Source organism: Pectobacterium sp. PL64, assembly GCF_022477975.1.
In the GTDB taxonomy this organism is placed as follows: domain Bacteria; phylum Pseudomonadota; class Gammaproteobacteria; order Enterobacterales; family Enterobacteriaceae; genus Pectobacterium; species Pectobacterium jejuense.
Genome location: NZ_CP092070.1, coordinates 2,703,675 through 2,722,009, shown reverse-complemented (window position 1 = coordinate 2,722,009; position 18,335 = coordinate 2,703,675). Strand labels below are relative to the sequence as shown.

The window sequence follows — 18,335 nt, the reverse complement described above, 5'->3', positions numbered from 1 at the left end:
AGTCTGGAGCCCGCGACGCTCGCAGGACGTTATCTTTCAAATCAGGTATGCAGGCCGAGCCTGATACGTTTAATGGACCATTGAATATGCGTACAACCGATCATCTGGGCGGCATCAACGCCTTTGTTACCACGGCACAGCAGGGCAGCTTTACCGCTGCGGCCGAGCGGCTGGGCCTGACGAAATCGGCGGTGGGGAAGAGTGTCGGCCGTCTTGAGGCGCGGCTCGGACTAAAGCTGTTTCAGCGATCTACGCGTCGTCTCAGCCTCACACCGGACGGTGAGCGCTTTCTGATCAGCTGTCAGAGCGCCATGGATATTCTTGAGCAGGCAGAAGCTGAGCTGACGTCCCATATTTGTCAGCCAGCGGGGCGGCTCAGGGTGGATTTGCCTGCGGCATTCGGCAGGCAGCGCATTCTTCCGGTTCTGCTGAACATCACCCGTAGCTACCCTGAATTGGCGTTAACCGTGACCTTTAGCGAACGGTTTGTTGACCCGATTGAAGACGGGATTGATCTTGTCATCCGCATCGGTGAACTGGCCGACAGCAGTGGTCTGGTAGCGAGACGACTGACAACCCAGAAGCTGGTTATTTGCGCTGCACCGGACTACCTGCTTCAGCGCGGCGAACCGATATCGGTGGATGAATTAAGTCAACATCACTGTGTGGTGGGGTTTCGCCGGAATCAGCCTATCACCTGGCTTCTGAAGGATGATAGCGGGCAGACGACGCGTTATACGCCACCGCCCACGCATGAATTTGCTGACGGTGATGCAATGTTGGCCGCCACGCTTGCCGGATGTGGCCTGTCTCAACTGCCACGGTGGCTGGTCGGTCAATACCTTGAACGTGGCGAGCTGAAAGAGGTGCTTGCCCGCCACGCCGGTGGTGAAATGCCGATCAGCGCGCTATGGCCTAAAAGCCGCCAACTGCTGCCCAAGATACGCCACGTGGTGGATACGCTGATTAAAGCGGCAGAAGACGGCCAGTTGGACTGATTATTTTTTGTCGTCGGCCGCGTCTGAATAGAACGGATAATCGGTATACCCTTCCTCCGTGCCGCCGTACATGGTGGCTCGATTGACGTCATTCAACGGCCAGTCGTGTGCCATGCGCTCGGCGAGGTCAGGGTTGGCAATGTACGGCCGACCAAACGCAATCAGGTCAGCTTTTCCTTCTTGCAGATAGGCTTCGGCGCTTTGCTTATCGAAGCCGCCTGCGATAACCAGCGTGCCGTCATAGGCTGCCCGGAATTTCTCGACGAACCCGTCAGGAATAGCCTGTTGGCCGAGCGTTTTCTGATCGCTGAGATGGACATACGCGAGCGCACGTTCACTGAGTTTGGCCGCCAGCTGTAGCCATGTTTCTTCTTCTCCCTCAAAGGCGTGCATATCGAAGAGGCGTCCGAAGGGGGCCAGCCGGATCCCCGTTTTCTCTGAGCCGATAGCGCGTGACACCGCATCAGTCACTTCCAACACGAAACGCAGGCGGTTCTCAATAGGCGTACCGCCGTATTCATCATCACGGGTATTCAGTCCGCCATTGATAAATTGCTCCAGCAGATAGCCATTGGCTGCATGGATTTCGATGCCGTCAAACCCTGCGCGGATAGCATTCTCTGCGGCGGTGACGTAATCCTGTACCACGGATGCGATCTCCGCCGCTGTCAGCGCACGGGGAGTCGTGACCGGCACAGGGCCGGGTTGACCGTTTTCATCCCAGGCGTAGCAGGTTGAATGCTGTGCTCTGACGGCAACGGAACTGACCGGCACATCGCCATCATTCTGCAAGCTGGTATGAGAAATACGGCCGACGTGCCAGAGCTGAATGAAGATTTTGCCATTGCGCTCGTGAACGGCTCGCGTCGTTTTTTCCCAGCCTTTCACCTGCTCGTCGTTATAAATACCCGGCGTAAAAAGATAGCCCTGACCCTGAACGGAGATCTGCGCACCTTCGGTAATAATCAGCCCGGCGGAGGCGCGCTGCTGGTAATACGTCGCCGTCAGTTCGTCAGCAGTGTCGCCCTGGCGTGCGCGAGAACGGGTCATCGGTGCCATCGCAATACGGTTAGTGAGTGCCGTATCGCCGACGATGAATGAGGTAAATAATTTGTCCATGTTTCGGTCCTTTTATTAAGTACCGACCATGATGGGGAAAGGAGAGGGAGGAGGGAACACCTGTCTGTTCCGAACAGATGTTCCATAAATTCTACCTGTTTTCACGGTGTTTACTGACAGCGCAGCCTGTCAAGCAAGGCATGGTCGGGGTAGCCATCCGGCGGTAACCCTTCCTGTTGCTGGTAGGTGCGGATCGCCTGCGTGGTGCCACGGCCAATGTTGCCGTCAATTGCGCCCTGATAGAGCTGCTTTTCCTGTAGCAGAATTTGCAGCGCCTCGCGTTCTTTGCGTGTTAACGGCGTTTCCTGATGCGGCCAGGGTTTGCGTACCGGCGTATCGCGCTGGTAGTTATCCGACAGCAAGCCGACAGTCAGCGCATAGGACACGTCATTGTTATACCGCAGAATGGCGCGGAAATTACCCGTCACCAGAAACGCCGGGCCATTCTTCCCGACCGGCAGCAATATCGAGGCTTTCTCCGAAGACAGCGATGTTAGATCTCTGGGCTCCGCGGTTTTTACCCCGAGCGCCTGCCAGTCAGCGACGGTTTTCTGGTTATCCATACCGGAAAGGGAATAATCAAAACCGCTGGGCAGATTCACTTCAACCCCCCAGGGAACGCCCGCCTTCCATTTAGCCTGCTGCATATAGTTTGCCACCGACGCCAGCGTGTCTGGGAAAGAAGTCCAGATATCAGGGTGGCGATCGCCATCAAAATCAACGGCGTATTGCAAGTAAGAGGTCGGTATAAACTGAGGCATCCCCATGGCGCCGGCCCAGGATCCTTTTATCTGCTCTGGCCGTGCATTGCCGTTTTGAATCATACGCAGCGCCGCAATCAGGTTCTGCCGGTTAAACGCCCTCCGATAATTGTAGTAATCCAGCGTGGCCAGTGAGCGGATGACCGCTTTGTTACCGGTATTGGCACCATAATGACTTTCAATGGAGAGGAAGGCGAACAGCAGTGGCGGATCCACCTGATAGCGCTGATTGATGCGCGTAACGACGTCCGCGTATTGCTTAAGCAGCGTTTTCCCCTGCGTAATATTTTCCGGCGTGACCCGCTGTTCAAGATAGGTCCACACGGGGGTGACCAACTCAGGCTGTTTTTGCGTGGCCGCCACCACGTCGCTGTCCGGTGTCAGGCCGGCAAACGCCTTATCAAAGGTCTCCGCCGTGATTCCCTGAGAAAGCGCCGCCTGGCGCAGCTCCGCTTTCCATTGCTCCGTGCTTTTGTCGGGCGTGGGAAGACCCGTGGACGTGTCAGTGACGCCGTGCGATTGTAGTAACCCGCTAATATCCTTGCATTCATGAGGCGTGTGAGCGCATGCACTCAACACACCGGAACCGATCATCAACACCATGACTCTCGACATCACCAGCATGGATGATGCCTGCGTTCTGTTATTGACCATGTGACTGTTCCATAAGAGAGATACCCATCACACCGCAACGCGAGTGATGTAGGGTACAGATGCGTGTCGAAAGCAGGCCCGTAACGTCACTACCGAATCACCGTTGTCGGGCACCACCATGAAATCGTGCAACCTCTCTTAAAGTAATAGTGCAGCAACACGTCAGAATATACAGACAACCATTGATACAAGTGTCACTAACCACACTCATCCGTAAGCATTACTTCTGTTTTCGTAACGGTATATTGCCGCTGGCTTTGCTCTCCGCCGCGACACTCGGTTTGGTCTTGCGGCGTCCACCCTCAGGTTCGTGCGTATCTTATTGCGCTTTCGCTGTGGTTTCTGGAGGCTGCCAGCCGCCGCCGAGTGCCTTGAATGTGGCAACGGCCGCTCGTGCTGATTCGGTTTGCGCCTGAGCTCTGGCATCGGAGGTTTGTAGCAGGGTTTCATCGGCGTGAAGGACGTCAATCAGGCTGCTCGTTCCTTTCTGATAGGCGATGAAAGATGACTGCCGCGCGCTGGCTAACGCGGTCTCACCGGCGGTTAATGTTGCTGCCTGCGTCTCGCGATTGACCAAAGCCGAGAAGGCGTTCTCAACATCTTCAGTCGCACGGAGTACCGACAGGCGGTAAGCCGCCAGCGCTTCGGCTTCCTGTCCTTTCGCCTGATCGATCTGGGCGTTAATCCGGCCGAAGTCGAAGAGTCGCCAGCGCAGTCCTAATACGCCCGCCGATTGGCTGGCACCGTTGGAGAACAGATTGCCGCTCGACACCGATGTTGCGCTGCCGAGTAAGGCGCTGAGTGAGAATTTAGGATAGTACTCGCTGATGGCGACCCCGATGCGGGCGTTGGATGCTGCGAGATGGCGTTCGGCCACGATAATATCGGGTCTGCGGCGCAGCAAATCTGCGGGTGTCCCTGTTGCGATGAGCGTCGGAGGCTGTGGAATGGCCTGTGAGGTGGAAAGCTGGGCTCGATGGGTGCCGGGAGGTGTGCCGAGCATAACGTCTAATGCGTTCATCGCGGCATCAAGCCCTGTCTGGAGAACCGGCACGGTGGCCTGAACCTGCGCCAATTCCCCTTCGGTCTGGCGTACCTGATACTCGGGAGCCAGTCCTTTGCTGTGAAGTAACTGTACTTTATCCAGTAGTTCTTGCTGCGTATTGACCTGTCTAGTGGCGATCGCCAGACGCGTTTGTAAGCCGCGCAGAGTGATATAGATATCGGCAGTCTGAGCGGCGACGGCCAGACGTGTGGCCGCGACGCCTGCTTCGGAAGCCTGATAGTCAGCCAGTGCCGCCTGACGGCCGCGTCTCAGGCCACCGAATACATCAAGCTCCCAACTGGCATTAAGGTCGGCTTCATAGGCATTGCCGTAGCGATTATAGCCAGGAACCGCGTTAAGCAACCGGCCCTGTGGCGTTTCAATCGACTGATAGGCGCGGGTGCCTTGTCCGCTGATATTGCCCGATGGCAGCAAAGCCGCCGTTGCTGCGCCAAGCCCAGCTTGTGCCTGACTCATGCGTGCGGACGCCTGGGCTAAATCAAGATTCTGTGCGAGCGCACTTGAAACTAACTCGCTCAGTAAGGGATCATTGAAACTTTCCCACCAGACCGCCACGTCGGCAGCCTGAGTCGCGTTCCCTGCCTTTGTGACAGATCGTTCTGCGGCGGATTGCGTTTGATAACGCGCCGATAGCGGCGCATCTGGGCGGTGATAATCCGGCCCAACGGCGCAACCTGCCATTAAGCTCGTGGTCACAACCAAGGAAAGGGTACGGAGGGATAACATAGGAATTCCTTGAGTCAAAAAGTGGTGACCATATTACCAATTGGTCACTTGTTGTCAATCAGGGCTCGGTGAGCTAAGCTTCAAAAATGACTAAACATACGAATACACATCCCCCACGCGGGCCGTTGGACCATAGCGTTCGAGATCAGGTTGTGGAAGCGGCCAAAGCGCACTTCGGACACTTTGGATATGAAAAGACAACCGTGTCCGATTTAGCCAAGGCGATTGGTTTTTCTAAGGCATATATCTACAAATTTTTTGATTCCAAGCAGGCGATTGGCGAAGTGATCTGTGCCAGCCGGTTGGCGATGATTATGGATATTGTCAATTCAGCGATTGCCGATGCACCAACGGCGTCAGAAAAACTAAGACGCCTGTTTAGATCCTTGACGGAAGCGGGCAGTGACTTATTTTTTCACGATCGTAAGCTATACGATATTGCTGCTGTCGCCAGCCGCGATCGGTGGCCTTCGGCAGCGGCACATGAAGAAAGACTACGCCAGCTTATTCAGCAAATTCTTCTGGAGGGACGGCAGTCCGGTGAGTTCGAACGCAAGACGCCACTGGATGAGGCGGCGGATGCCGTCTATCTGGTCATGCGCCCTTATATCGTTCCCGCTCAACTGCAATACAACCTGGATGAGGCGGCGTCAGCTGCGGTGTTACTGTCGTCGTTGATATTGCGTAGCCTGTCACCTTAAGGCGTTTAGCATCTTAAAAAAGTGACCATTGACAATATTGGTCACTAGTTGGAGAATGCGGTTTCTGTCCTGCTCATTTAAGAAGGGAACCCATGCTTCGGCTCAAATCCACCACTCTTGCTGTTTGCCTGTTGCCTCTCGCCCTGGTGGCGTGCGGCGACGCTACCAATATTGACGATCCACGCAATCAGCCTCCTTTAGTGAGAACGGCTACCGTGGTGAGTGCCGCCGAGACGTCGCGCTCGTTTACTGGCGTCGTCGTCGCTCGCATTCAAAGCGACCTTGGTTTTCGGGTGCAAGGCAAAATACTTGAACGCTTGGTCGATACCGGTGAAAGCGTCAAACGTGGTCAGCCTTTGATGCGTTTGGACCCCGTCGATCTCAGTTTACAAGCTCAAGCCCAACAGCAGGCGGTTACCGCTGCGCGGGCGCGTGCCAAACAGGCTACCGATGATGAAGCACGCTATCGTGGTCTGGTTGCCGCAGGTGCCATCTCCGCGTCAGCGTACGATCAGATCAAGGCGGCGGCCGAAACGGCGAAAGCGGAGCTGAGCGCCGCGCAGGCTCAGGCCGATGTGGCACGCAATGCGACGGGGTATGCCGTTTTGATGGCTGAAGCCGATGGCGTGGTGGTCGATACGCTGGCTGAACCGGGGCAGGTGGTTAGTGCCGGGCAGCCTGTTATCCGGCTGGCGCGTGCGGGGCAACGGGAGGCCGTCGTACATTTGCCTGAGACGCTACGCCCCGTGGTCGGGAGCGAAGCCATGGCGATGCGATACGGCTCTGGTAATCCCGCTATTCCCGTGAAACTGCGACTGCTGTCCGACGCTGCCGATCCTCAGACTCGCACGTTTGAAGCACGCTATGTCCTTGAAGGCGCGCTGGCGAACGCGCCGCTCGGTTCCACCGTCACACTCAATATTGCAGAAGATAAGCTATCTGAGCAGGTTCTTCAGGTGCCTATCGCCGCGCTTTATGATGCGGGGAAAGGGCCGGGCGTGTGGCGTATTTCTGGGGAGCCCATGAAGGTGTCGTGGCATCCCGTCAGCGTGTTTGGATTGGGTGATGACACGGCAAGAGTCACTGGCGGCCTACAACCCGGTGAACAGATTGTGGCTTTGGGCGCGCATCTGCTGCATGAAGGCGAAGAGATCCGCATGGCAGAATCGCGTGCTACCGATACGGCGGGGAACCGACCATGAGTGAGCCACGCTTCAACCTTTCGGCGCTCGCGGTACGCGAACGCGCCATCACGCTCTTCCTTATTATCCTGATTACCGTGGCCGGTATTATCTCGTTCTTCGAACTGGGGCGGGCAGAAGATCCACCGTTCACCGTCAAACAGATGACTATTATCTCCGCATGGCCGGGGGCGACCGCTCAGGAAATGCAGGATCAGGTGGCCGAACCGTTAGAAAAGCGGATGCAGGAACTGAAGTGGTACGACCGCTCAGAAACCTACACGCGTCCGGGACTCTCCTTCACCATGCTGTCGCTGCTCGATAGTACGCCTCCTTCACAGGTACAGGAGGAATTCTATCAGGCGCGCAAAAAACTCGGCGATGAAGCCAAAAACTTGCCGGCGGGCGTTATTGGGCCGATGGTCAACGATGAGTTCTCGGATGTGACGTTTGCGCTCTTTGCACTGAAGGCGAAAGGCGAGCCCCAGCGTGTGCTGGTTCGTGATGCCGAATCGTTGCGTCAGCGTCTGTTGCATGTGCCGGGCGTGAAGAAGGTCAATATTATCGGGGAGCAGTCTGAACGGATCTTTGTATCGTTTTCGCATGACCGACTGGCGACGCTGGGGATTTCTCCTCAGGACATTTTCTCTGCGCTGAACAACCAAAACGTACTGACACCTGCTGGTTCGATTGAAACAGACGGCCCGCAGGTCTTTCTTCGTTTGGACGGCGCCTTCGACACGCTGGAGAAAATTCGCAACACGCCGATTGTCGCACAGGGCAGAACACTGAAACTGTCGGATGTGGCGACGGTTAGCCGTGGCTATGAAGATCCCGCGACCTTTTTGGTCCGTAATCAAGGCGAGCCAGCGCTGTTGTTGGGCGTGGTGATGCGTGAAGGGTGGAACGGTTTAACGTTGGGGAAAGCGCTGGATGAGGAGACCACCAGGATCAATGAAGGCATGCCGTTGGGGATGACGCTGTCGAAGGTTACCGATCAATCGGTGAACATCAGCTCGTCCGTTGATGAATTCATGATCAAATTCTTCGTTGCGTTGCTGGTGGTAATGGCGGTGTGTTTCGTCAGCATGGGCTGGCGTGTGGGGGTTGTTGTCGCAGCAGCGGTGCCACTGACGCTGGCGATTGTTTTCGTCGTGATGGAAGCCTCCGGTAAGAACTTCGATCGCATTACGTTAGGATCGCTGATTCTGGCGCTGGGACTGTTGGTGGATGACGCCATTATTGCCATCGAGATGATGGTGGTGAAAATGGAGGAGGGCTATGGCCGCATCAAAGCCTCAGCCTATGCCTGGAGCCATACGGCTGCTCCGATGCTAGCCGGTACGCTGGTAACCGCCGTGGGGTTCATGCCTAACGGTTTCGCGCAGTCCACCGCCGGTGAGTACACCAGCAACATGTTCTGGATAGTCGGCATTGCCCTTATAGCCTCCTGGGTGGTTGCGGTGGTCTTTACACCTTATTTAGGTGTGAAGATGCTGCCGGAAATCAAAACCGTGGAGGGGGGACATGCCGCCATCTACGACACCCGCCATTACAACCAATTTCGCCGCTTATTGACGCGTGTTATCGCGCGGAAATGGGTGGTTGCCAGCACCGTTATCGTCTTGTTTGTTGTGGCTATTCTCGGGATGGGGGTGGTCAAGAAACAATTCTTCCCAACGTCCGATCGTCCTGAAGTACTGGTGGAGGTGCAGATGCCTTATGGCACGTCCATTGAACAGACCAGTATCACGACGGCGAAGATCGAAGACTGGCTGAAACAACAGGACGAAGCAAAAATCGTCACGTCCTATATCGGGCAGGGCTCACCGCGTTTTTATTTGGCGATGGCACCTGAGTTACCTGACCCGTCGTTTGCGAAGATTGTCGTGCTGACGGACAGTCAGGAAGCGCGTGAGGCGCTTAAATTCCGTATCCGTGAAGCCGCGGCCGGCGGGCTAGCGCCCGAAGCGCGTGTCCGCGTGACGCAACTGGTGTTTGGTCCGTATTCACCTTTTCCTGTTGCCTACCGCGTCATGGGGCCGGATCCTGCCACATTGCGTGAGATTGCCGATAAAGTGAAATCGGTGATGCAGGCTAGCCCGATGATGAGGACGGTCAATACCGACTGGGGCCCGCGGGTGCCGACGCTGCATTTCACGTTGGATCAGGATCGGCTGCAATCGGTAGGACTGACATCAAGCACGGTGGCTCAGCAACTTCAGTTCCTGCTCTCTGGCGTCCCGATTACGTCTGTGCGTGAAGACATTCGTTCTGTGCAGGTCGTGGGGCGCGCCGCAGGGGATATTCGACGCGATCCCGCCAAAATAGAAGGCTTTACGTTAGTTGGATCTGCTGGCCAACGTATTCCATTGTCGCAGATCGGTGAAGTCGAGGTACGAATGGAAGATCCTGTGCTTCGACGCCGGGACCGCACACCGACGATTACCGTCCGTGGTGACATCGCCGAAACGTTGCAGCCACCGGATGTATCCGCGGCCATTGTTAAGTCACTGCAGCCCATCATTGATACGCTGCCCGCCGGATACCGTATTGAGCAGGCAGGCTCGATCGAAGAATCGGAAAAAGCTACCAAAGCAATGGCACCGCTGTTTCCTATCATGATTGCCATTACGCTGTTGATCATCATCCTACAGGTGCGCTCAATGTCTGCGATGGTGATGGTCTTCCTCACCGCACCGCTGGGGCTGATTGGTGTGGTGCCAACGCTGCTGCTCTTCAACCAGCCGTTTGGTATTAATGCGCTTGTCGGGCTGATCGCGCTATCGGGCATCCTGATGCGTAACACGCTGATACTGATCGGACAAATCCACCATAACGAGAAGGAAGGGCTCGATCCGTTCCATGCGGTGGTGGAAGCAACGGTGCAGCGAGCTCGGCCCGTGTTGCTGACGGCGATGGCGGCGATTCTGGCGTTTATTCCGCTTACCCATTCCGTCTTCTGGGGCACGCTGGCGTACACGCTGATTGGCGGCACGTTGGGGGGAACCATCATGACGCTGGTCTTCCTGCCGGCGATGTACGCCATCTGGTTCAAAATACGCCCCGATCATCAGACGCATGTCGATAAACCCGTATCAGCATAAACCGCAATCCGTATGACAAGCCCTCGCCACACAGCACATCGTGTGGCGAGAGCTATCCAGCCTGCTGGCGTGGAGCGTATTTCCACGCCAGTCACCGCCGTTGAGGTAACCATGAGTACTGAAAGTACATCCACTGGAATGATGGCAAAACCCCATTCCTCCGGAGGCCCGCGATTAACCGGAAAAATAGTCGCGTTATTGGCTGGCCTGTCGGCTATTAGCATACTGTCTACTAATATCATTCTTCCGGCATTTCCCGATATTGGCGAGCAGCTTGGGGCGTCGGCACGTGAACTGGGGTTGACGCTTTCCAGCTTTTTTATCACCTTCTCGTTGGCTCAACTGGTCGTCGGGCCGTTGTCGGACCGCTACGGACGCAAGAAACTGGTATTGGGCGGTCTCTCGCTATTCATCGTGGGTACGGTAGTCGGTGGTCTTGCTGGTTCATTTGAAACGCTGATCGTTGGAAGAGTGATTCAGGCGCTGGGCATCTGCGCGGCGGCAGTGTTAGCACGCGCAATTGCACGCGATCTGTTTGACGGTGAAACGTTGGCGCGGGCGCTATCGTTGACGATGATCGCGACCGCGGCGGCCCCTGGATTTTCACCGCTGGTGGGGAGCGTATTGACTATCACATTGGGGTGGCGAGCGATCTTTATACTGGTGGGGCTGGCCGCTTTTGTCATCGCCGTCTTCTATGCTAACGGGCTGGGGGAAACGCATCCCGCTGAGCGTCGCGCACCGAGCTCTCTTTCGAGCGTCATCGTGGCGTACGGCAAGCTGGTTGTTGATGGGAAATTTATCCTTCCGGCACTGTCGATGAGTCTATTGATGAGCGGCTTGTTTGCCTCTTTCGGGGCTGCACCTGCGATTCTGATGAGTGGAATCGGTCTATCCTCACTACAAGCTGGGCTATATTTTGCCTCCACCGTGTTCGTGGTCTTTGGTGCCGGAATGGCCGCGCCGCGACTGGCTCGCCGTTATGGCCCGAGAAGGATTGCGTCGGTGGGGCTCGCTACCGCGTTAGCCGGTGGGGGCTTGCTCCTGCTTGGGCCGGAAGCGCCAAGCCTGAGCGGGTATACCTTGTCGATGATTGTATTTCTCTGGGGAATGGGCTTAGCCAATCCACTGGGAACGGCCATTACGATGGGACCTTTCGGGAAAGAAGCGGGCTTGGCATCTGCGCTGCTTGGTTTTTTGACGATGGGAATGGCGGCGATAACAACCTGGCTGGGCTCGGTACTGACGTTTCCCGCGGTCACTACGCTGGGCGGTATACAGGCGACGGCTTGTCTGATAGCACTGATATTGTTTCTCAGTGGCTCATCGACGAGAGCGAATACGCACTCAAAGGCGTAATGCTGTAAAAATACCTGCTTGATTAACCCGATGCGGAACCCCCGAAGGGGTTCCCGATGCCATGACAGATCTACTTTGCGACAACCTCATCATTGATGGCATAGACCGTGCAACTGGCTGCCCCTTTGCGCTGGAATGTTTCACAGCTTTTGACGGCTGCCGCAGCGGCCTCACGACCAGTTCGCGCCCAATATGCCATTCCCCATGCTCCGTCCTTGCCTGTCGCAAACGCTTTCTCATAAAGCCGCGCCGCTTCGTATTTTCTGAACGCCTTTTTGCCTGCGCTGTTATTAAGGTTTGCGGGGGGAAGCAAGGTGCGTTACTGGTAGGGTGACGACTTCCTCGTATGGCAAATGTTGCTGCGCAAGGAAGCCAGCCACGGTTTTCCACCAGAAACTTTCTGGAGCGGTATCCATAAAGACGTGTCCATTTTTGCCAAAAGCAGGCATTTCAATAAATTCCGCTTTACCTCCACCGCTGCGATAGGCCTCAGAAAAGGCTCTGCCCATTTCCGGGCTGAACGATTGATCATTGCTGGAATAGAGCCACAGAGAAGGGATGTGAGCCGTGAGGCCATACGTGGTGAATGTGTTAATCAGGCCGGATCTATCACAAAGGGATTTACCGTCGATGGAACCCCGACCTCCGTCAAAATTGATGATAGCCTGAACGCCGGGTGGATTAACCGCGCTGGTTGCCAGCACGGCAAAGCCACCTGCTGACATACCGGCCAGCACCGCTTTATCCGGCGAGGCCCAGGGCTGGCGTCTTATTGCCGCAAGCGCCGCCAGCATATCTCGGGTGTCTTTTTCACCAGCCAGCTTATGCAGCGGCTGCTTACAGGAACCGCCTAAATACTCAGCCCCGCCGCTTGAATAACCGTATCCCTCCCGCAGAACGGTAACCGCAGCATAACCGTGGCGTGCAAAGGCAAGCGCGGTCGACGATGCGCGGTTTGGGTTCATTTCCCAGCGATCAAATTCGGCAGTACCCACGGTCCCATTCGTGATTATCACCACGGGGAGCGTTGTCTGGCTGACTGGCCGCGTGACAAATGCATCGAGTATGGCGGGCTGGCCATTATCCAGCGTGACCTGCAACGAAAGCGGCTCTCTGATCAGGCCGTCGAATTGCTGGTGTTGTAGTGAAGCATGTTGTAGTGAAACATTCGGTGGTGCGGCGATGGAGGAAAAGGTGAGACCAAACAATGCAGTAATGACGGTTACTCTGGTAAAGCTGGCTATAGAGTGATGTCGCATTTTTGTTACCTTGGCTGGTGTTTGATGAGGTCTTTTCATTCAAAACTGCCGGATGAATATCAGGTATTCATTCCTGTCTCAACGGCAACAGAAGGTCTATTGAGCAGTGGTTTAAATTAAAGGCATAGGCCGTGTGAGTCGGGGAGTTTTAAGGAGTTATCAGGAGGCTTGAGGGGCGTGAGATTTCGCGTTGTTATGAGACAGTTGTTACGAGAAAGTCGTTAAGAGATCTTTGGGGGTCACTCCGTCATCGAACCAACGTGACCCCAAATCTGACCACCAGATTCTCCCGATGCAGAGGGAAAACGAAATGTGCGTCGGGAAGACGTTTGCATGTGAAGGTATTGAATAAAGTGATAAAAACAAAAATCCCGCTTAAGTTTCCTTAAGCGGGATTTTCTAAATTTGGCTCCTCTGACTGGACTCGAACCAGTGACATACGGATTAACAGTCCGCCGTTCTACCGACTGAACTACAAGAGGAATCGGTTAAGTGCGATGGATAATAGCGGGAGCGTTTCGGGTTGTCAAAGGCTGTTATCGCTTGGTGCGTTTGATTGCCGAACTAATAACCAACATATTGAAATTATTGCTCAAGTTGAGCACTGGAAAGCAATGAAATACATTGGTTAGCGGGCAGGTTTGCACTCTAAAATAGCAGGGGTTGCTTTAAGATGGTGCAGGTTGGTGTTGGCTTGCTGACGGGTTTCCCAGACAAAATCAGGTGTTTTGGTTAGCAGAATCATTGCTTTTCCTTATTTTACCTGTGGCTTATCAATGAGGTATCACTTTTTCTTAGGCATAGAAACATAATATGGCGCGCTTTTTGCTACCTCTTTAGAGTAACTACTCAGGAGGCAGACATGAATCTTAGACGGCTCAAGTATTTTGTGAAAATCGTTGATATCGGTAGCCTGACACAGGCTGCTGAGTTGTTGCATATTGCACAACCGGCGCTGAGCCAGCAGGTCGCGACGCTGGAGAGTGAACTCGAAAAACAGCTGCTGGTACGGAGTCGGCGTGGTGTGACGCCTACCGAGGCGGGGAAAATTCTTTATTCTCATGCACAGACGATATTGTCACAGTGCGAACAGGCAAAGGATGCGGTGAGTGGCGCACGGCAATCAATGAGTGCGTAAGCGTTAGCCATAGGGCCAGCCATTTCCCGATGGCTGGCTACTAATCAGATTTTTGTGTCAGATGTTCGATCAAAATGGTGCTCTTTCTTATTTTTTTGTGAAGAACATCACAACTCATAGCATTATCGATCTTCCTCATAGCAGGGATTTTTGTTCTTAAAAATAAAATGGTTTTTTAGTTTTTTTATTTATTTGGTTTATTTATCTGCAACTTCATTTTATTGCTGCTGTGTGAATATGATTTCCTTAAAATGATAATAGACACTAGCGGTCAGGCCATCCACAGTGTTACATTAATCTTCGTTATGTTTTCTCTAATCCTGTGCACCAAGAACAGGTGTTGCCTTATGGGTGTATGACGGTTATTTTTTTGATTAAGGAGTTCAAATGAATAATATCCTCTCTCATCTTTTAATAAAGCTGGCAGAAAAAGAAGTTGGAGAAAAAGCGCTTAACGCGAAGATTGAATCGTTAGAGATGCTGATTTCTGCTATTGTTTCAACACTTGATGACAGTAAAATCAATGAATTAAATAGAAAAATAGAAGGTGTCGTTGCTGGTGCTTCACAGCGGCAGGATGAACATAATTACTTAGCTCTCGAACTATTGGCAAAAAACATCAATCGAATCACAACCGTTTCATTACGGGAATAACTTTCTTATATATCAATGGTGACGACATTAATTGTTCGCATATTAATTTTCGCATATCCAATTGAGAATTGTTTATATCCAATAATAGAGAATACTTGTGCTATGCGTGATTTTGCTGAAAAAAATTGAAGGCGCCGACGGTTGTCCGCGCCTTTCTTGCGTTTATCCCTTTTACTTCACATCAACAGCCTGCTTTTTCCGACGAATAAACTGATAAGCAATCGCCAGAACGATAAACCACAGCGGCGTGACAATAAGCGCCTGCCGTGTATCTGGCTGTAATGTTAACAGTACAATCACAAAAGCGAAAAAGGCCAGGCATATCCAGCACATGAAAATACCCAATGGCATTTTATAGGATGACTCTGCATGTAGCTGAGGGCGCTTTTTACGGTATGTCAGGTAAGAGCACAGGATGATGCTCCAGATGAACATGAATAAAATCGCGGAGACGGTGGTCACCAGTGTAAAGACCGTCATCACGTTCGGAATCAGGTAGATCAGCACCACGCCTGAAAGCAAACAAATACAGGAAAACATCAACCCAGTCGAAGGAACCGCGCGTTTAGAGAGCACGCCGAAACTTTTCGGTGCATCGCCTTGTTTCGCCAGGCCAAAGAGCATGCGGCTGGTGGAGAATACGCCGCTATTAGCCGAGGATGCCGCAGACGTCAGTACGACAAAGTTGATCATACTGGCGGCAGCAGGTAGGCCAACCAGTACGAACATTTCCACGAAAGGACTGCGATCCGCCGTAATTGCGCCCCAAGGGGTGACGGACATAATCATAATTAACGCAAAAACATAAAACATGATGATGCGAATCGGGATGGCGTTAATTGCGCGGGGCAGGACGACTTTCGGATTTTTAGTTTCAGCGGCAGTGGTACCCACCAGCTCGATACCGACAAATGCGAATACGGCGATCTGGAATCCGGCAAAGAATCCGCTTATCCCTTTAGGGAACATACCACCGTCATTCCAGAGGTTGGTAAAGGAGGCGACGTTTCCTGATGGGGAAGAGAATTGCATCATCACCAGCGCGACACCGACCACGATTAACGCAACGATAGCGACAATTTTGATCATCGCGAACCAGAATTCCATCTCGCCAAACAGCTTCACGGTGGCCAGATTTAGCGTCAGTAATAGCAGAACGCAAAGCAGCGAAGAGACCCACTGCGATAAATCAGGGAACCAGAACTGCGAGTAGGCACTAATGGCTACGACATCAGCGATCCCGGTTACGACCCAGCAGAACCAATAAGTCCAGCCGGTAAAGAAACCCGCCCATGGCCCAAGGAGGTCAGCAGCGAAATCGCTGAATGACTTATAGTTGAGGTTAGAGAGTAATAGTTCTCCCATTGCGCGCATGACAAAAAACAGCATAAAGCCAATGATCATATAAACGAAGATGATCGAAGGACCCGCCATGCTGATTGTTTTGCCCGAGCCCATAAATAGCCCAGTACCGATCGCTCCGCCGATGGCGATGAGCTGAATATGACGATTAGTCAGATTCCGTTGCAGTCCCTCTCCCTGTTCAGAGGCAAGGTCTGCGGCTTCTTTTGATTGTTCGACCATGTAAGTACACTTTCCTGTTTCTGTCTGTGATGTTTTTTTGAGCTCTTTGGCGGCTCTCGTTTACGAAAATCGAAACGAATAAGATAGCGCAACCGCAGTACTTATTACAGCGGATGTCGGAGATAGCCAGGCATAAAGAGGGCAGCTAATGATGTAAGATGATGCTGTATGTTTTTCGCCCTAAAATGAAGAGGATATAAAGTAATGAGAGGCAGAGATAAATAGGCTGAGCAGGTTAACAAAATTACCAATCGCTAACAATCCTATTATCACGCATAAAAAATTAATATGAAGTGTTTGACAGGCACGCCGGGGAGGAGAATAATCCTCACCGTTGGGTCGTTAGCTCAGTTGGTAGAGCAGTTGACTCTTAATCAATTGGTCGCAGGTTCGAACCCTGCACGACCCACCAACAATTTCAATGAGTTATAATATTAGTTTCAATTTGTTATTATTTTTGTTTTCCTTGGTTAATTTATTTTTAATTATATCCATTCTTAATGTTAACCGTATTTTCTGCATTAGCTCTCCCCACTTTATTCTATTTTTTTACTTTCATAACACATTACCTTGCTTAATAGCCGTGATTTTTTCGATCATGTTTTATTGATATTCTGCTGTCATGCCCGGTGGATACATAAGGTGTCTGATGATATCGCTGAACGTTATCACTTTTGATGTCGAGAATGTGCTTCATACGTCCTGAAGAGTGGCGAGAAGGTGCTATGCTTAACAGATGGAATCGTTGACAAATCGTTTATGATGTGACGAGTTGTTTGCACAGGGTTGTGTTCATATCCACTGGGGCGGCGTTTAGAGGTAGCTGGAGTTTCCTGGTTAGCCATAAGCAAGTTTCTGCTTGATTTCGGAGGTTCATATGGGATTCGAAAAATTACTGGCTGTCATAGAAAAAAGTCACCAGGATCCAAAATCGGTTATCTCATTGTCTGAACTGAGCCAGGCAATCCATGAGATAATTTGTACGGAAAGTTCAAAAGAGTACAAAATAAATGAATGCTTCACTGAGCTGAGGGAACTGGTTGATGAAAGAAAAGCACTTTCCAGAAAACAGTTCCTGGATAAAGCGTTGGTGATGGAATTAACGCTTTATAAAAAGAAAGAAGAGGCACTGCTTTTGAAACTCATCAGCATCGGAAATAAATAGACGAGCGTCTCTATTTTTTAAATCAGGAAGGCAATGCTAAATATCACTACACCGCCAGATCAAATTATTAAGATGGCGGTGTAGCAAATAGTGCTATTTACGGTAGCTGGTTTTGATTTGTTTAATCGTGTTATCAAAGACAGCGGCTTGCTCGGCATCTTCCAATTGAGCAATATATCTTTCCATATTGATGATAACTTTACCGGCATCTGCCTGGCCGATTGCTTTTAATAACAGCGTAACCATAGCCTTCAGGCAGGTAACCTCATGGGCCAGTGTTTCAGCGGATGCAGCAGTAGAAAAATCTGCGTTGCTCATGTTTTGTCCTCAACAAGAAAAAGATGTTTTCCTTCGCCTGCTGCGGGCGTTACCGCTGACGCGACAGGCAGAACCAGATGGACGAGAGTATAACATAAAGCATATTGTGGATTGATATTATTCGCGGATAAAGCCATTTTAGTGACTGTTTTTTATGCATTTAACTTATTTAAATAGCGTCTATATTTTGGCTGTTTTTGGATGATAAAGGCTATAGATGTGTTTTGTTTAATACATATGATGTTCACTATGGACGTTTTTCACTGAATATATTATTTGTATAATATCGTGGCAGACGATGATAAAATTTCTAACCACATCCTGATTACAATAGTGACTTTTTATTGACATTCAAGATGTAAAGCCAATTGCATGCCATTTGATTTGCATTGTTTTTTATACATTTTGTGCCAGCGACGTGTTTATACTGTGTGGCGTATTTGAAATGTTAAGAATGTGATCAACATACACCATCAGGTTAACGATATATTGTTATGATCGGGAATGCGCTTTATTCCTTCTCGGCATATTTTAAAATACATATT

General features: G+C 52.0%; 12 protein-coding genes, 2 tRNA genes and 2 pseudogenes. 9 read left to right on the top strand and 7 right to left on the bottom strand.

From position 1 onward, the window contains the following. Positions 1–86 precede the first annotated feature (86 nt). Entirely contained in the window at positions 87–998 is a 912-nt protein-coding gene (locus HP572_RS12260; protein WP_240583329.1) for a LysR family transcriptional regulator, read from the top strand. Here HP572_RS12260 and HP572_RS12255 read toward each other — a convergent pair whose 3' ends face one another. The 3 genes from HP572_RS12255 to HP572_RS12245 all read right to left on the bottom strand — a co-directional run bounded on the left by HP572_RS12255 (position 999) and on the right by HP572_RS12245 (position 5,324). Beyond that, on the bottom strand, positions 999–2,117 hold the full coding sequence (locus HP572_RS12255; protein ID WP_240583328.1) for an alkene reductase: 1,119 nt from the start codon (positions 2,115–2,117) through the stop codon (positions 999–1,001). A gap of 110 nt (positions 2,118–2,227) precedes the next feature. After that, the gene (locus HP572_RS12250) at positions 2,228–3,532 is read right to left on the bottom strand and encodes a lytic murein transglycosylase (protein ID WP_240583327.1); all 1,305 of its coding nucleotides are present in this window, start codon (positions 3,530–3,532) and stop codon (positions 2,228–2,230) included. A 319-nt stretch (positions 3,533–3,851) separates the two neighbouring features. Further along, the gene (locus HP572_RS12245; RefSeq protein ID WP_240583326.1) at positions 3,852–5,324 is read right to left on the bottom strand and encodes an efflux transporter outer membrane subunit; all 1,473 of its coding nucleotides are present in this window, start codon (positions 5,322–5,324) and stop codon (positions 3,852–3,854) included. A gap of 86 nt (positions 5,325–5,410) precedes the next feature. Here HP572_RS12245 and HP572_RS12240 point away from each other — a divergent pair, with 86 nt between their 5' ends. The 4 genes from HP572_RS12240 (at position 5,411) to HP572_RS12225 (ending at position 11,672) form a co-directional block, all read left to right on the top strand. After that, positions 5,411–6,025 carry a TetR/AcrR family transcriptional regulator gene (locus HP572_RS12240; protein ID WP_240583325.1) on the top strand — a complete coding sequence of 205 codons (615 nt, stop codon included), beginning with the start codon at positions 5,411–5,413 and terminating at the stop codon, positions 6,023–6,025. A 92-nt stretch (positions 6,026–6,117) separates the two neighbouring features. After that, entirely contained in the window at positions 6,118–7,227 is a 1,110-nt protein-coding gene (locus HP572_RS12235) for an efflux RND transporter periplasmic adaptor subunit (RefSeq protein ID WP_240583324.1), read from the top strand. After that, complete coding sequence (locus HP572_RS12230) at positions 7,224–10,313, top strand: efflux RND transporter permease subunit (protein WP_240583323.1); 3,090 nt, start codon at positions 7,224–7,226, stop codon at positions 10,311–10,313. Before HP572_RS12235 ends, HP572_RS12230 begins: the two co-directional genes overlap by 4 nt. A gap of 111 nt (positions 10,314–10,424) precedes the next feature. After that, positions 10,425–11,672 (top strand): multidrug effflux MFS transporter, encoded by a 1,248-nt coding sequence (locus HP572_RS12225; RefSeq protein ID WP_240585750.1) that lies wholly within the window; start codon positions 10,425–10,427, stop codon positions 11,670–11,672. 70 nt (positions 11,673–11,742) lie between these two features. Here HP572_RS12225 and HP572_RS12220 read toward each other — a convergent pair. Continuing rightward, a pseudogene (locus tag HP572_RS12220) lies at positions 11,743–12,931 on the bottom strand (CocE/NonD family hydrolase). Between the two features lie 406 nt (positions 12,932–13,337). Beyond that, positions 13,338–13,414 (bottom strand) — tRNA-Asn (locus HP572_RS12215). Positions 13,415–13,793: 379 nt separating this feature from the next. On the opposite strand from HP572_RS12215, the pseudogene HP572_RS12210 reads away from it, so the two are divergent. Then, positions 13,794–14,063: pseudogene (locus tag HP572_RS12210) on the top strand (LysR family transcriptional regulator); the annotation flags it as partial. Positions 14,064–14,456: 393 nt separating this feature from the next. Beyond that, positions 14,457–14,723 carry an anti-adapter protein IraP gene (gene iraP / locus HP572_RS12205; protein ID WP_205549752.1) on the top strand — a complete coding sequence of 89 codons (267 nt, stop codon included), beginning with the start codon at positions 14,457–14,459 and terminating at the stop codon, positions 14,721–14,723. Between the two features lie 171 nt (positions 14,724–14,894). Here the strand turns inward: iraP and cycA are convergent, their stop codons facing one another. Beyond that, positions 14,895–16,307 (bottom strand): D-serine/D-alanine/glycine transporter, encoded by a 1,413-nt coding sequence (gene cycA, locus HP572_RS12200; protein WP_039285737.1) that lies wholly within the window; start codon positions 16,305–16,307, stop codon positions 14,895–14,897. A gap of 336 nt (positions 16,308–16,643) precedes the next feature. On the opposite strand from cycA, the gene HP572_RS12195 reads away from it, so the two are divergent. Further along, positions 16,644–16,719, top strand: a tRNA-Lys gene (locus tag HP572_RS12195). Positions 16,720–17,184: 465 nt separating this feature from the next. Then, a complete protein-coding gene (locus HP572_RS12190; RefSeq protein WP_014915937.1) occupies positions 17,185–17,472 on the top strand; it encodes a hypothetical protein in 288 nt (95 codons plus the stop codon). A 93-nt stretch (positions 17,473–17,565) separates the two neighbouring features. On the opposite strand, the gene HP572_RS12185 is transcribed toward HP572_RS12190, so the two are convergent. Next, positions 17,566–17,790, bottom strand: a complete 225-nt coding sequence (locus HP572_RS12185) for a DUF2594 family protein (protein ID WP_010279363.1) — start codon at positions 17,788–17,790, stop codon at positions 17,566–17,568. Positions 17,791–18,335 lie beyond the last annotated feature (545 nt).